The sequence below is a fragment of the Anaerolineales bacterium genome (assembly GCA_025808555.1).
Taxonomy (GTDB): domain Bacteria; phylum Chloroflexota; class Anaerolineae; order Anaerolineales; family UBA11579; genus JAMCZK01.
Window position 1 is genome coordinate 422725 of record CP075526.1, and the last position, 15442, is coordinate 438166.

The window sequence follows — 15442 nt, forward strand, 5'->3', positions numbered from 1 at the left end:
TTACTTGACGATGCCTCCGTCGGTGAGCTTGCGCAGGTCACTGAGGGCATGGCGGATCTCGTCTGCCGTCACCGGGCGATCCTCTTTCACATGCTTGAGCTCTCCAGCGTCGGCCTTGCCGACGGCCAGATCGGTGATCGCCAGGTCATCCTTCACCGCTTCTTTCACCAGCGCCGCGCCGGCTTGATAACCGATGAGCGGGTTGAGGGCGGTGACGATGATGGCGTTGCGCGCCAGCCAGCCTTCGGCTTTGGGTTGGTTGGCGGTCAGGCCCACCACGCAGCGTTCGGTGAAGGCGTTGATGGAGCCGATGATGACCTGCATCATCTCGAACAGGTTGTGGGCGATGATGGGCATCATCACGTTCAGCTCCAGTTGGCCAGCCGAGCTGGCCAGCGCCACGGTGGTGTCGCAGCCGATGACGTGATACATGGCCATGTTCATCATCTCTGCCAGCACCGGATTGACCTTGCCGGGCATGATGCTGGAGCCGGGCTGCAGGGCGGGCAGACGAATTTCGTCCAGGCCGGTGGACGGGCCGGAGGCCAGCAGGCGGAAGTCGTTGGCGATGCGGGTCATGGTGAGCGCAAAGGTGCGCAGAGCAGCCGAAAAGTCGGCGGCATCGGCCAGGCTCTGCATGCTCTCGAACAGGTTGTCAGAGGTGTGCAGCGCCAGGCCGGTGATCTCGCCCAGGCGCTTGACCATGTTCTTGTGATAGTTGGGATGGGCGTTGAGCCCGGTGCCGGTGGCGGTGCCGCCGATGCCCAGGCGGCGCAGGCCCTCCGCCGAGCGGCGAATGCGCTCGGCATCACGGCGCACGGCCTTGGCGTATGCGCCGAACTCCTGCCCCAGGCGCACGGGCACGGCATCCTGCAGGTGAGTGCGGCCGGATTTGACGATGCCGTCAAACTCGGCGGCTTTGGCTTCCAGCGCTTCGGCCAGGCCGTCTACGGCGGCGAGCAGCTCTTCCAGCCGCCACAGCGCCCCGAGGCGGATGGCGGTGGGAATGGTGTCGTTGGTGGACTGGGCCATGTTGACATGGTCGTTGGGATTGGCAATATAGTTGCCCAACTGGCCGCCGAGGATGAGGGTGGCGCGGTTGGCCAACACCTCGTTCATGTTCATGTTGTGGCTCGTACCCGCGCCGGCCTGGAAGGGGTCTACGACGAACTGGTCAGCCCACTGGCCTTCCATCACTTCGGCAGCGGCTTTGGCGATGGCGTCAGCCTTATCAGCATCCAGCAGGCCGAGGCCGGCGTTGACATCGGCGGCGGCACGCTTGATGGCGGCCATGGACCAGACGAAGGCGGGCCAGGGTTTGAGACCGGAGATGGGGAAGTTATCCACGGCGCGCTGGGTCTGTGCGCCGTACAAAGCCCCGGCGGGGACTTTGACCTCGCCCAGGGAGTCTTTCTCGATACGTACGTCTTGGCTCATGCTGTCCTTTGAGAGTGAGTTTGGCAATACCCTTGCGGGTGCCCATGGGGCAGGCCTATTTTAGTCGATTGCCAAAAAGTTTTAATCATCATCATGGCTGGCGGGGGCGGATGGCGCAGATCGTTAATAGTTCAAGGACCTTGACAGGTTGTGCGGGCAAAAACTGTCCACGATAGATGGCCAAATGTAACTGCATGCGGTGGTTTTATCGTGGAACCGGGGTTCTGGGTAGAACTGAGGCGAAAAGTCAAGGGTTTGGATGGCGAATCGCGCTGTGCGAGACATGTAGGGCGCACTGCGGTGCGCCCCTAACAGTGTTTAGTGTGCGGGGGCGGGTTTGAAACCCGCCCCTACGGCCGCGTGCATCCTGAGCGGGTGGATAGGGCCAACACCTGGACGCAGAGGCCGGGCCAGCGAAGGAACTTTGCAGGCAGGTCTTCTATGCAGGGCGTGCGTTACCCATACGCGCTGCGAGGATCCCTCGCGACGCTCGGGATGCACGGTAGCCGGCGCAAAAAAAGCCCGCCGAATGGCGGGCTTTTTTAGTTGCTGATTTTTCAGGCTACTTGCCGTGCTGCTGCCAGCCGTCCCAGTAACCGGGGCCTTTTTCGAAGTAATCGTAGTTGGGCTGGATGTCATCACGGAGGTTGACCGCCTCACCAGGGGTGAGGGTCTTGACCGAGTCGATGGCGACCGCGTGCCCGTGGTGATTGTTGCCCTCAAAGCGCTCGGCGTAGCCAGGCGTGCCAGCAGGCTTGGCCTGCTTCTGATCAGCCTTGGCTTCATAAGCATCGGGCACTTCATCTTCAGTGAAGATGGCCTCAAACGGACACTCAGGGATGCAGGCGCCGCAGTCAATGCAGGTAGCCGGATCGATGTAGTACCAAGGGTACTGGTCCTGCGGCATGCCGGGAACAATGCATTCCACCGGGCACACCTCAACGCAACCGCCGTCGCGCAAACACAAACTGGTGATGATGTGGGTCATTTAGTTAATCTCCGTTGAGGCGATTTTACACCCAGGTTGCGATTTTTGCTACCCTAGATTTAGCAACGTCTCAGCAAACATTAAGCACCGAAGCACTACGCCGCGAAGCGCTTAGCGACCTCGTCCCAGTTCACCACGTTCCACCAGGCCGCTACGTAATCCGGGCGGCGGTTCTGGTAGTTGAGGTAGTAGGCATGCTCCCACACGTCAACGCCCAGGATGGCGGTCTTGCCATTGGAGATGGGGTTGTCCTGATTGGGAGTGGCCACGATGGCAACGCCATCGCCCTCTTTGACCAGCCAGGCCCAACCGGAGCCGAACTGGCCGGCAGCGGCGGCAGCGAACTTCTCTTTGAATGTGGCAAAGTCGCCGAAGGCTTTGTTGATCGCATCACCCAGCGCGCCGGTGGGCTCACCGCCGCCATTGGCGGACATGATCTCCCAGAACATGCTGTGGTTGAAGTGGCCGCCGCCGTTGTTGCGCACCGCGGTGCGGATGCCCTCGGGGACGGCGTTGAGGTCCTTCAGCAGGTCCTCAAGCGACTTGTCGGCCAGCTCGGGGTGCTTCTCGATGGCAGCGTTCAGGTTGTTGACATAGGCCTGATGGTGCTTGCCATGGTGAATTTCCATGGTGCGCGCGTCAATGTGCGGCTCCAGGGCATTGAAATCGTAAGGCAGTTTGGGGAGAGTGAAAGCCATTTTGAGCTCCTTTCAATGAGAAAACGGCCAAAGGATGGTTAAGTTACAATGAACGAGGCGATTGTAAGCGTTGCAAAACCCCTTTGTCAAGAAAAGCACAATCCCCCACCCCGTGAGCGCACAAACCCAACCGAAAATCCCGCCGCATCTGGTGCTGCTGCTTGGCATCTTTGCCGTGGCATCATCCTCGCTGCTGATCCGCTATGCCCAGCAGGAGGTGGGCTCGCTGGTGATCGCCGCCTACCGCATGGCGCTGTCGGCGATCATCCTGGTGCCGCTGACCCTGCCGCGCCACACCGGCGAGCTGCGCCAGCTGAGCCGCCGGGGCTACGCCCTGGCGGCACTGAGCGGCGTGCTGCTGGCGATCCACTTCGCCAGCTGGATCCTTTCGTTGGAGTACACCAGCGTGGCCAGCTCCGTAGTGCTGGTGACCACCAACCCGCTGTGGGTGGCGCTGCTGGCGCCGCTGGTGCTGAAGGAGAAGCTGGGGCGCGGTGTGCTGCTGGGCATGCTGGTGGCGCTGGCGGGTGGCGTGGTGGTGGCGTTAAGCGACAGCTGCACGTTGGCCGGCGGCACGCTACAGTGCCCGCCGCTGAGCGAGTTTGTGGCCGGGCGCTCCTTTTACGGCAACCTTCTGGCCCTGGTGGGCGCGTGGAGCGGGGCTGGCTACATCCTGATCGGGCGCAGCCTGCGTCCGCAGCTCTCGCTGACAGCGTACATCTTCCTTGTATATGGCATCGCCGCCCTGGTGCTGGTGGCGCTGGTGCCGCTTTCAGGCCAGCACGCCTTTGGCTTCTCGCCCGTTACCTATGTATACCTGTTGCTATTGGCGGTGCTGCCGCAGCTGATCGGCCACTCCAGTTTCAACTGGGCGTTGGCGCACCTGCCGGCCTCGTATGTTTCGATCGCCCTGCTGGGCGAGCCGGTCAGCAGCACCATCCTGGCGGTGCTGCTGCTGGGCGAAGTGCCGGGCGGCATCAAGTTGGTGGGTGCGGCGCTGATCCTGCTGGGCATACTGATCGCCACCCTGAAACCTGCGCCACAGGGGCGGGATGTATAATTAGATTCACTGACAAAGGAGTTAACCATGCTTGTACGCTGTACGCATTGCCACACCCCTTTCACCCTGAACCAGGAAACCATTCACGCTGCGCTTGACCAGATCGAGGCCAAGGGCTGGAAGCATTACAACGCCTATTGCCCGCGCTGCGCCCGCACTAACGTGGTGCCGCGTGACCAGCTGGTGCGCTTCGCACCGGAATGGTCCCCTAGTGGGGCCCCTGGCGGGGCGCCCAGCGCTCCGGCGGCCAGCACCCCGGCACCCGCCCGGCCACAGGCTGCGCCTAAGCCCGCTCCTGTGACCCCGGCCCCCGCTCAGCCGAAGGCTGAGCCTACGCCTGCTGCGAAAGCTCCCGTGAAGGCGGCAGCCAAGCCTGCCAAGAAGGTTACGGCCAAGCCCGCCGCGGCCAAGAAACCCGTAGCGAAGAAAGCGGCGCCTAAGAAAGCGGCGCCTAAGAAAGCGGCGCCTAAGAAAGCGGCTGCTAAAAAGCCGGCGGCAAAGAAACCCGCTGTAAAAAAGGCTGTGAAGAAAGCGGCCCCGAAGAAGGCGGCGCCCAAGAAAGCTGCGGCAAAAAAGGCCCCGGCCAAGAAAAAAGCCACCAAAAAGAAGTAGCCAAAAAACGACCCTGACGGGGTCGTTTTTTCTATACTGGGTCCCAGCACGGCGAAACGACGTGCACTTCTCCCCGCGAGCGTTAGCTCGCAGCTGCCCGGAATGACAACTCCCCGAAGGTTGTTATTCTGGGCAGCGCCTTGAATCCATTAAACGAACACAACAGACATTTTTGCCCATGAACGCTGATGGTGTTTATTTCAGCGAGCTTGGTCTTGAAATCGGGGCCACGATTACCCTTCGCTTCGCTCAGAGCGACACGGTTTTTGTTGTTCAATCTGTGTTTATCCGCCCTTATCTGGGTTCCTCTGTGGAATGCTTTAAGCCGTACGGCCATTGCGGGCGTTCAGGTCTGCGATGCGCGTCGCCAGCACATCGGTGAGCTGGGCGCCGTCCACGCGCCAGTGCCAGTTACCCAGGGGCGTGCCGGGGATGTTCATGCGGGCTTCGCTGCCCAATTCGAGAAAATCCTGAATGGGGGCAACGGTGAGGGCGGCCTGCGAGCCCCACAGCATTTCAAGCATGCTCCACACAAAGCCTTGTGGGCCAATCTTGATATAGCTTTCGCACAGCGTTCGCTCGGCCGCCGGGGCATGCTCGAACCAGCCGAGGAAAGTGTCATTGTCGTGCGTGCCGGAGTAGGCCACGCAGTTGACCGGATAGTTGTGCGGCAGGAAGGTATGCTCCAACCCCATATCAAAGCCGAACTGGAAGACCTTCATGCCTGGCAGATTGAACTGGTCACGCAGGGCGATGACCTCGGGCGCGGCTTCGCCGCCGAGGTCTTCGGCGATGAGCGGCAGATGGCCGAGCTCACGCTCGACGGTATAGAAGAAATCTTCGCCTGGGCCAAATTCCCAGGTGCCGTTCATGGCGGTATCTTCGCTGGCGGGGATGGCGTAATAGGTAGCGAACCCACGGAAGTGATCAAGCCGAATAACGTCTGAGAGCGCCAGGGTAGCACGCAGGCGCTGGAGCCACCAGGCGTAACCCTGCTTTTTGTGCAGGTCCCAGCGATACAGCGGGTTGCCCCACAGCTGGCCGGTGGTGCTGAAGATGTCCGGCGGCACGCCAGCCACGCGCAGCGGCGCGCCGCGCTCGTCGAGCTCAAATAGCTCGGGGCGGCACCAGGCGTCAACGCTGTCGTGGGCCACGTAGATGGGCAGATCGCCAATGATGCCGACGCCGTGCTCTGTCATGTAGGCGCGCAGCCCGGCCCACTGGCGGAACAGCAGGAACTGCTGGAAGGCAAAGTAGCGCAGCGTCTCGGCGTGGGTCTGGCGCGCCTCGGCCAGCGCGTCTGGCTGGCGGCCGCGCAGCGGCGCCGGCCAGTGCGGCCAGGCTTGCTGGCCGTACTGGCTCTTGAGGGTCATAAACAGGCAATAGTCATCCAGCCAGGCGCTTTGCTGCGCACAGAACTCATCGAACGCGTGATGCAGCACTGGCATGCTGTTGAGGCGCGCAAAGGCCACCTGGTACAGGCCGCGCTTCCATTGGGTGACGGCGGGGAAATCTACTTTGTGAGTGGGGAACGCCGGCGCGGTCTCCAGGTGGGCGGAATCGAGCAGGCCATCGTCGGCCAGCAGCTGCGGGCTGATGAGATTGGGGTTTAAGGCGAACGAAGAATACGACTGGTACGGCGATTCGCCGTAGCCGGTGGGGCCAAGCGGCAGGGTCTGCCACCAGCGCGTGCCGGACGCGGCCAGGAAGTCTACCCAGGCATACGCCTGTGGCCCCAGGTCGCCGATGCCGAAGCGGCAAGGCAGGCTGGTGACGTGGAGCAGGATGCCGGATCTGTGCTGGAAGTTCATTGGCTGGGGAGATTCTATCAAGGGAGCGGGGAAGAACCAAGATTTAATTTCGCGCATACTATGCACGCGTTAGCACTAATTGACCTAGTTAGTTACTTCGATTAGAATTACTTTTGGAAACCGTAACAGCATAAAACATAAATAACATAGTGTCCTTGGAGTTTACTGCTTCAACAAGCTAAGCATTGGGAGGAAAAATGCGCAGGCAGCTACTTGTTATCGTAACAGTGGTAGTCACAACCTTGTTTTTGCCAAGTTTGGTTATGGCTCAATCTGGCGGGCTTGATTTGGACGGCTATTGCAGAAGCAAAGGGTATTCAAAAGCTGAGCTAGTAGAAAACAATGCATATGGGTGGAGATGCAAAGGCGCAGATGGATCGCTTCACAACATGGATTTGTATGATGCCTGCCATTGGCAATACGGTGGTCAATTACCTACACCACAATTTAGCGATTTCAATAACGCTTACTCATGGAAGTGCTTCGGGGGTAATACCCAATCTCCGACCATAGCACCCCCGAGTTCTGGCAACTCATCTGGTGGAAGCACAGGAGGTAGTGGCAACAGCGGATCTGGCTCAGGAAATAGTGGTCCTAGTGGTGGGTCAGTTACATATTACACGGGTTCAAGCAATTCACCATCTACAGGTGCTTTTGTTCAAGTTAGTTCGTCCGGATTGAGAATTCGCACTGGTCCTGGAACGGGGTATTCGATTTTGGGTCAAGTGGTTAGGGGCCATTACTATTCTTTACTAGAGCAGTCAGGAAGCTGGGGGAAAGTTGATACAAATCAAGGCAGCGGATGGATATCACTTGACTATGTAGTTACTACTCAGCAGAATTCCAAAATATGGTGTTCCATAACGCCTGTGGCAGTAGACAGAGGGGGTGGAACCTTCCGTGACAGAAATTATGAGCTTGTATATCGCGGCCCCAGCCTCGCTAGCCTAATGGGCCCTGGAACATCAGATTTATTCATTTACTACAGGAATTCTTGGAAGTATCTTGATTACCATGGACATAAGGACGGAGAAAATATCTGGGGAATAAGTACATTGTGGGCATATGCCACTCCAGGATGGGACGATGACTCACGGTGGCGGATTGACTTTCACTGGACAGGGAATTCCTGCCCTTGATTTTCTCATGTAGGCTACAAGAAAAACTCTACACAAAAAACGACCAAACATTGGGAGGTTATCTTTACAAAAAACTGATAAGCCTCACATTATCTAAAGCGAGTATCCCCTAACGGCAAGTATGGGGTAGAATGCGGATGTGGATGTCGCTATTGTAGGTCTGCTTGCCGCGTTGGGTGGCGGCATTTTATTGTTGTTGGGACAGGCAATTTCAGGCCGTTTGGGGGATATTTTGCTTGACCGTATTTTGGGCGTTGCTCATAAGCTCATTGGGCATCGCTTCGTTGCAATAAGGGCGCGAATACTGTTTTGGGTGAGGGGTCAAGCATCAAGAGTACTGGCGGTCATTTATGGTGTATTCCTTCTTATCCTCTTGTTTATGGTGGGTGTATTTTGGTTGGCTGACAGGGCGGGCATAGGCAATGAACCAATCCCATCAGACCCGCCTAGTGCTTCTGTAACGAAAATACCAGCGTCTACAGAAACCCCCGCATCCGCCGCGACATTATCCTTTTCGCGTCCTACATTTCAGTCAGCAGAGGAAGTTACCCGCTCTTATTACGACCTACTAGCGGATGGGCGATACGAAATTGCGTACAGTTTATTGAACAAAGAATTGAAGGAACATCCCAATTTTGCTTGGGATGCGTGGCTAAGAGAAGTAACCCGAACTACCTATGAAATCATCGGGGATTTGTCAATTCAGCAAATGGGTAACATGTATAGAGTTGAATTTAATTTGCTAAGTAACGACAACAACGGCATATGGACTCATTGTGTTTCCAGCAACAATGGCTGGGAAATCCAAAGCTTTTATAACCGCGGAGCATCCTGCCCGTAAGGAAAGCGCATGAAAAAACGAGATGGCAAGAAACCAAAGCCCCTAAAGTCCGAACCTCAAATCACTAAAAAGGACTTCTTTTTGGCACTAAACAAGGTTATTCGGACTAAGCCCTCTAAGAAGCCCGATGGAAAACGCTCCGGCGCAGGAAAAACCAAAACATCGGAGTAATGTCTTTGCGATGGTTATACCGAAAGGCGTACTCGTTCAAATAAGACTGTAGATACCTGGAGCTAACAGAGTGATAAACGCCGCGAATACCATTCTTGACATTAGACCAAAAGCCCTCAATGGTGTTGGTGTGAACATCACCCATAACGTAGACTTTTTGAGCGTGAGGAATGCTGCCGTGAGCGTAGCCCATAGCTGGCAACGCAGCATAGGTGTTCCTTTCGTCAGTAAATACGCGAGCAGTCTTGTTCACGCTAGATTCAATAATCGGCATGATGGATTTACGGCGAACATTTGGAACAACGCGAGCCTTAACTCTGCCAGCGCGCTGAGCCATACCAAAAACAGCGGTCTTACCCTCTGCGCCGCGCCCGCGCTTTCCATGCTTGCGACCACCAAAGTAGGACTCGTCCAGTTCTACATCGCCAGTAAAGGGCGAAAAATCCTCGTCCAAGCAATGGCGAATTTCTTTGCACATGCGCCACGCGGTTTTGTAGGTAACACCCGTTTCGCGTTCGATCTGCTTGGCAGAAATACCGCCGCGCGTTTGTGCCATGAGATAAATCGCATAAAACCACAGAGTGAGCGGAGTGCTGGATTTCTCAAAAATAGTGCCAGCCATCGGCGCAATCTGATACCCGCAATAATCGCAGGCGTAAGACTTGCGCTCCTTAATCTTGTGGAACAGAGCGTTCTTGCTACAGGAAGGGCAGTCTATGCGCTCAGGATATTTTTGTTGGCGAATGTAATCCAAGCAAGAGTCATCATCAGGGAACACCTGCTGAAAATCCTTGACCGTGAACTTTTGCATATTGCTTTTAGCCATTTTCGTATTTTCTCTAGCCAAAGAATAGCAGAATCCATACTTGTTGTCAAGGGATACTCGCCTTATCTAAAACAGGTGCGTTGACCGCTCTTTGGTACACTCCCCTTATATATGCAAGCTCAGAGCACCGCCCCCCTATCCCAAAAACGAATATTGCTGACCTGGCTGCCGCTGGCGGCCAGCTGGCTGCTGATGGCGCTGGAGATGCCATATGTGAACGCCGCCCTGGCGCGGCTGCCGAATAGCGTGCTGATGATCGCCGCCTTCGGGCTGGCCGCCTCGCTGAGCATCACGATCGAGAGCCCGGTCATCTCGCTGCTGGCCACCAGCACCGCCCTGGCGCGCAGCCCGCAGAACTACGCCATGCTGCGCCGTTTCACCATCCAGCTCATGGTGGGCACCACCGTGCTGCAGGCGCTGCTGGGTTGGTCACCCCTGTTTGAGCTGGTGGTGCGCGATTGGATGGGCGTGCCTACCAGCCTGCTGGCGCCGGTCAAGCTGGGCTTGCAGCTGATGCTATTGTGGAGCGCGGCCATCGCCTGGCGGCGCTTCCGCCAGGGTATTCTCATTCGTTTTGGGCAGAGCGCCTCGGTGGGCAAAGGCACTGTGGTGCGCCTGCTGGCCTCGGCCGGCACGGCGACCTTGCTGGCGGTGTTCACCGACGCCAGCGGCGTTGCGCTCGGCGCATTGGCGCTGAGCCTGGGCGTCATCGCCGAGGCGATCTACGCCCATTTCGCCTCGGCCGCGCTCGTGCGCACGCACTTTGGCGCGGAGAGCAAACTCAGCGCGCCAGACTTGAGCTACCGCGCCCTGGTCAACTTCCACTGGCCGCTGGCCACCAGCAACCTGTTGTTCCTGCTGACCCAGCCGCTGATCGCCGCGGCCCTGGCGCGCAGCCCGGAGCCGGAGACGGCCTTGGCGGCCTGGCCGGTGCTGAACGGCCTGTTCTTCATCAGCCGCTCGCTGGAGATGGCGCTGCCCGAAGTGGTCATTGCCCACTACGACGAGCCCGGCAGCCAGCCCGCGCTGCGGCGCTTCAGCTACAGCGTGGGCCTGGCCGCCTGCGCCCTGCTGGCGCTGGTGGCCTACACTCCGCTGTCGGACTTTTACTTTCACACCCTGATCGGCGTCAGCGATGAGCTGGCCGTGATCGCCGAGGGCGGCGCACGCCTTGGCGTGCTGCTGCCGCTGGCGATGGCGGCGGTGTGCCTGGCGCGCGGCCTGCTGACGGCGCGGCGCAACACCCGCCCGCAGGCGGTTGCCATGGCGCTGGAGCTTGCCGTGCTGGCCGGCGTGCTGGCGCTGGGCGTAGCCCTGCGCCTGCCCAGCATCCCCACCGCGGTGGCGGCGCTGACCCTCTCGCTGGGCACCGAGGCCATCTACCTCGGCAGCCTGGCCCAAAAACCCCACATCCAAGCCGCGGCCGTGCCGGCGCAAAACTAAGGAGCATACATGGACATGCAATACACCTATCTCGGACGCACCGGCCTGCAGGTCAGCCGCTTGTGCCTGGGCACGATGAACTTCGGCCCCAAGACCAGCGAGGCTGACAGCTTCGCCATCATGGACCGCGCCTTGGAGTTGGGCATCAACTTCTTCGACACGGCCAATGTATACGGCTGGAAGAAAGGCGAAGGCATCACCGAGAACATCATCGGGCGCTGGTTTGCGCAGGGCGGCGGCCGCCGCGAGAAAGTGGTGCTGGCTACCAAGGCCTACGGCGAAATGGGCGACTGGCCCAACCAGAAGCGCCTCTCAGCCCTTCACATCCGCCAGGCCTGCGAAGCCAGTTTGAAGCGCTTGCAGACCGACTACATCGACCTGTACCAGATGCACCACATTGACCGCAACACGCCCTGGGAAGAGATATGGCAGGCGATGGAAGTGTTGGTGCAGCAAGGCAAGGTGATCTATGTGGGCAGCAGCAACTTCGCCGGCTTCCATATTGCCCAGGCGCAGGCCGCGGCCAAGACGCGCAACTTTATGGGACTGGTGTGCGAGCAAAGCCTATACAACCTGGCCGCCCGTCGCATCGAGCAGGAGCTGATCCCGGCCTGCCGCGAGTACGGCCTGGGCCTGATCCCGTATAGCCCGCTGGCGGCGGGCACGCTGGCCGGCGCCTTCGAGAAGGTGAAGGACAGCCGCCGCACGGATGAGCGTAACCAGAAAGCCATCGAGCGCCGCGAGCAACAGCACAAGGATTACGAGGCGCTGTGCAAGCAGCTGGGCGCCAGCCCGGCCACGGTGGCGATGGCCTGGCTGCTGGCGAACCCAGTGGTGACCGCGCCGATCATTGGCCCGCGCACGCTGGAGCAGTTGGAGACGGCCTTGGAGCCGCTGGATTTCACCCTGGATGCCGAGGCGATGAACAAGCTGGACGAGATCTGGCCCGGCCCGGGCGGCGAGGCCCCTGAAGCGTACGCTTGGTAAACGGAGAACACGATGGCAACACTCGTACAAGAAAAAACGCAGCAAGCGGTCAGCATTCTGCAGGAGAAGGGCGTGGATATGTGGCTCACCTTCGTGCGCGAGACCCGCGCGGCCGGCGACCCCATGCTGCCGATCATCTTTGGGGCCGACCTGACCTGGCAGAGCGCGCTGATCATGACCCGCGCCGGCGAGCGCATCGCCATCCTCGGCAACCTGGAGGCGGATACGGCCCAGAACACCGGCGCCTACGACACCATCGTGGGCTACGACCAGTCCGTGCGCCAGGTACTGCAGGACACGATCAAGCGCCTAGATCCAAAACAGATTGCAATCAACATTTCACGCAATGACCCCTTCGCCGATGGCCTGAGCAGCGGCCTGGGCGAACTGCTGCGTGATTACCTGGGCGAGTACGCCGAGCGCATCATCTCGGCCGAGCCGGTGATCAACGCCGTACGCGGCCGCAAGACCGCCGAGGAGCAGCGCCGCATCCGCGCTGCCATTGCCAGCACCGCCGAGATCTACGCCGCCACCTACCCCTTCGTCAAGGTGGGCCAGACCGAGCGCGAGATCGCGGCCCACATGCACGCCGAGACGCTCAAGCGTGGCCTTGGCTTCGCCTGGGAGCAGAAATTCTGCCCGGCGGTGAATGCCGGGCCAGACAGCCCCATCGGCCACGCCGCGCCCACCGAGATCAAGGTCGAGCCCGGCCAGATCATTCACTTTGACTTTGGCGTGCTGCAGGAGGACTACACCTCCGACATTCAACGCGTGATGTACGTGCTGCGCCCGGGTGAGAGCGCCGCGCCAGCCGAAGTGCAGCACGGCTTTGACACGGCGCGGGCCGCCATCGAGGCGGCCATGGCGCTGATCAAGCCCGGCGCGATCGGGCTTGCGGCCGACACGGCCGCCCGCACGATCGTGACCGAGGCGGGCTTCACCGAATTCAAGCATGCCCTCGGCCACCAAATGGGCCGAAGCGTGCACGACGGCGGCGCCTTGCTCGGCCCGCTGTGGGAGAAGTACGGCGAGACGCCCAACATGCCGCTGGAGGCCGGCCAGGTGTTCACCATCGAGCCGAGCTTGATGGTGGCTGGCCACGGCTGCATCGGCATCGAAGAAGATGTGGTGGTGACCGAGAACGGCTGCGAATATCTGGGCGCGCCGCAAACCGAACTGATCTACGCGGGGTAACTATGCCAATCCACACATTGCCTGCCCAAAAACGCATCGCCCTGGTGGCCCACGATGGCCGCAAGAAGGACTTGATCGAGTGGGCGGTCTACAACAAGGCCACCCTCTCGCAGCACGAGCTATACGGCACCGGCGGCACAGGCACGCGCATCAGCGAAGCGACAGGGCTGCCCGTGAGCCGCTTCCTCAGCGGCCCGCTGGGCGGCGACCAGCAGCTAGGCGCCGCCATCGCCGTAGCCGAGATCGACATGCTGGTGTTCTTTTGGGACCCGCTGGAGCCGCAGCCGCACGACCCGGACGTAAAAGCGCTACTACGCCTGGCGGTGCTGCACAACATCCCCACCGCCTCCAACCGCGCCACCGCAGACTTCCTGATCACGTCCCCATTGATGGGCCAGGAGTACGGGCGCAAGGTGCCGGATCTCTCGCGGCGCATGCAGGAGATCCGCGAGGATGATGAGTAGTACAGGCCGCAGCTACGCTCGGCCACAGTCGCAGCCAAGCACTAAACGCACGCGCCTCGCTTCGGAGAGCATAGGTTGGCGCGGTATCATTCCTGCCGACTATGGAAAACACAAGCACCGCGCCAGCACAAGACCTGGCCGATAAGATCTCGCACCGGCGCACCTTCGCCATCATCTCCCATCCGGACGCAGGCAAAACAACCCTCACCGAAAAGATGCTGCTGTATTCTGGCGCCATTGCGCTGGCCGGCAACGTGCGCGCCCGCAAAACGCAGCGCGCCACGGTTTCGGATTGGATGGATATTGAAAAAACCAGAGGCATCTCGATCGCTTCCAGCGTGCTGCAATTCGTATTCAAAGACTATGTCATCAACCTACTTGACACCCCTGGCCACGATGATTTCTCCGAGGATACCTATCGCACCCTGACGGCGGTGGATAGCGCCGTGATGATCATTGATGCGGCCAAAGGCATTGAAGAGCAGACCAAGAAGCTGTTTGAGGTTTGCCGCCAGCGCGGCATCCCTATCTTCACGTTCATCAACAAGCTGGACCGGCCGTCAAAGCCGCCGCTGGCGCTGCTGGACGAGATCGAAGAGGTGCTGGGCATGCAACCTGTGCCCCTGGCCTGGCCCATCGGCGACGGGGTGTCTTTCAAAGGCGTGTATGACCGCGTCACCAGGCAGGTCGCCCTGTTTGAGCGCTCTGTGCGCAACGAGACCACCGCGGCGATGCGCACGATCAGCCTGGACGCGTTCCTGGCTCAACTGGCGCAGGAGCAAGATGGATCCCAACTGCTGTACACGCTCAAGGCTGATCTGGAGCTGCTCGACGGGCTGGGGATCGCCATGCAGCGCGACAAAGTGCTCTCGCAGCAGCAGACGCCGGTATTCTTTGGCAGCGCCCTTACCAATTTTGGCGTCGAGCAATTCCTGGCCAGTTTTGTGGAATTGGCGCCGCCGCCCCAGGAATACATTGACCGCCATGGCGAGAGGGTGACGCCAGCCTCGGATGATTTCTCTGCATTTATATTCAAAGTGCAGGCCAACCTGGACCCGCGCCACCGTGATAGCGTAGCCTTCATCCGCATCTGCTCAGGCCAGTTCAACCGGGGCATGTCTGTGGTGCACGCAGCCACCAGCAAGGACATTCGTCTGCCTGTAGTCTACAAAACCTTTGCACAGGAGCGCGCGGTGGTGAACGAAGCGGTGGCTGGCGACATTGTCGCCATTCCCAGCAATGGACGCTTTGCGATCGGTGACACGCTCTACTCCGGCAAGCCGATCGATTTCATGCCCTTGCCGTCCTTCGCGCCTGAGATCTTTGGCACGATCCGTATGCTGGATGTAACAAAGTCAAAGCAATTCGACAAAGGCCTCAAGCAACTGGCCGACGAAGGCGCCATCCAGATCTTCTTTAGAGTTCACGCCTCACGGCGCGAGCCGATCCTGGCCGCGGTAGGCATGCTGCAGTTTGATGTGGTCAAGGCCCGGCTGGAGTCGGAGTACAACGTGGCCGTCGTCATTGAGCCCACAGACTACGAGACTGCCCAGTGGGTTGTTGAACCAGCTGAGCCGGATTTCGAGCGTTATTCACTGAACAAGGTGACCTGGGCCCAGGACACGAACGGGAATTTTGTTGTGCTTTTCCGCAATAAGTTCATTCGAGAGCTGTTTCTGGAGCGTTACCCCGAGGTGAACCTAAGTCCAACCTCACCGCTCTAGCAAGCCTGACTGAGCAAACCATTACGGGAACCACGTGGCTTTTACCT

Annotated in this window: 14 protein-coding genes; 9 read left to right on the plus strand and 5 right to left on the minus strand. The window is 59.4% G+C overall.

The features are described 5' to 3' along the window. The 3 genes from KIT08_02340 to KIT08_02350 all read right to left on the minus strand — a co-directional run bounded on the left by KIT08_02340 (position 1) and on the right by KIT08_02350 (position 3123). A complete protein-coding gene (locus KIT08_02340) occupies positions 1-1437 on the minus strand; it encodes an aspartate ammonia-lyase (protein UYN90087.1) in 1437 nt (478 codons plus the stop codon). Between the two features lie 562 nt (positions 1438-1999). Next, positions 2000-2425, minus strand: a complete 426-nt coding sequence (locus KIT08_02345; protein UYN90088.1) for a ferredoxin family protein — start codon at positions 2423-2425, stop codon at positions 2000-2002. A 95-nt stretch (positions 2426-2520) separates the two neighbouring features. Next, the gene (locus KIT08_02350; GenBank protein UYN90089.1) at positions 2521-3123 is read right to left on the minus strand and encodes a superoxide dismutase; all 603 of its coding nucleotides are present in this window, start codon (positions 3121-3123) and stop codon (positions 2521-2523) included. Positions 3124-3235: 112 nt separating this feature from the next. On the opposite strand from KIT08_02350, the gene KIT08_02355 reads away from it, so the two are divergent. Then, entirely contained in the window at positions 3236-4183 is a 948-nt protein-coding gene (locus KIT08_02355; protein ID UYN90090.1) for a DMT family transporter, read from the plus strand. Between the two features lie 27 nt (positions 4184-4210). Further along, positions 4211-4795 (plus strand): hypothetical protein, encoded by a 585-nt coding sequence (locus tag KIT08_02360; protein UYN90091.1) that lies wholly within the window; start codon positions 4211-4213, stop codon positions 4793-4795. A 320-nt stretch (positions 4796-5115) separates the two neighbouring features. On the opposite strand, the gene malQ is transcribed toward KIT08_02360, so the two are convergent. Further along, positions 5116-6606: a 4-alpha-glucanotransferase gene (gene malQ, locus KIT08_02365; protein UYN90092.1), complete on the minus strand. Its 1491-nt coding sequence runs from the start codon at positions 6604-6606 to the stop codon at positions 5116-5118. 197 nt (positions 6607-6803) lie between these two features. Between malQ and KIT08_02370 the strand changes: the two genes are divergently transcribed. Both KIT08_02370 and KIT08_02375 read left to right on the plus strand, forming a co-directional pair. Then, positions 6804-7745: an SH3 domain-containing protein gene (locus tag KIT08_02370; protein UYN90093.1), complete on the plus strand. Its 942-nt coding sequence runs from the start codon at positions 6804-6806 to the stop codon at positions 7743-7745. 139 nt (positions 7746-7884) lie between these two features. Further along, complete coding sequence (locus KIT08_02375; protein UYN90094.1) at positions 7885-8586, plus strand: hypothetical protein; 702 nt, start codon at positions 7885-7887, stop codon at positions 8584-8586. Positions 8587-8701: 115 nt separating this feature from the next. Here the strand turns inward: KIT08_02375 and KIT08_02380 are convergent, their stop codons facing one another. Continuing rightward, complete coding sequence (locus KIT08_02380) at positions 8702-9583, minus strand: IS1595 family transposase (protein UYN90095.1); 882 nt, start codon at positions 9581-9583, stop codon at positions 8702-8704. A 111-nt stretch (positions 9584-9694) separates the two neighbouring features. Between KIT08_02380 and KIT08_02385 the strand changes: the two genes are divergently transcribed. The 5 genes from KIT08_02385 (at position 9695) to KIT08_02405 (ending at position 15395) form a co-directional block, all read left to right on the plus strand. After that, the gene (locus tag KIT08_02385; GenBank protein ID UYN90096.1) at positions 9695-11026 is read left to right on the plus strand and encodes a hypothetical protein; all 1332 of its coding nucleotides are present in this window, start codon (positions 9695-9697) and stop codon (positions 11024-11026) included. A gap of 15 nt (positions 11027-11041) precedes the next feature. Beyond that, the gene (locus tag KIT08_02390; protein ID UYN90097.1) at positions 11042-12013 is read left to right on the plus strand and encodes an aldo/keto reductase; all 972 of its coding nucleotides are present in this window, start codon (positions 11042-11044) and stop codon (positions 12011-12013) included. 12 nt (positions 12014-12025) lie between these two features. Further along, complete coding sequence (locus KIT08_02395; GenBank protein ID UYN90098.1) at positions 12026-13207, plus strand: aminopeptidase P family protein; 1182 nt, start codon at positions 12026-12028, stop codon at positions 13205-13207. Between the two features lie 2 nt (positions 13208-13209). Continuing rightward, on the plus strand, positions 13210-13671 hold the full coding sequence (locus KIT08_02400; GenBank protein ID UYN90099.1) for a methylglyoxal synthase: 462 nt from the start codon (positions 13210-13212) through the stop codon (positions 13669-13671). 101 nt (positions 13672-13772) lie between these two features. Continuing rightward, positions 13773-15395: a peptide chain release factor 3 gene (locus tag KIT08_02405; protein ID UYN90100.1), complete on the plus strand. Its 1623-nt coding sequence runs from the start codon at positions 13773-13775 to the stop codon at positions 15393-15395. Positions 15396-15442: the final 47 nt, after the last annotated feature.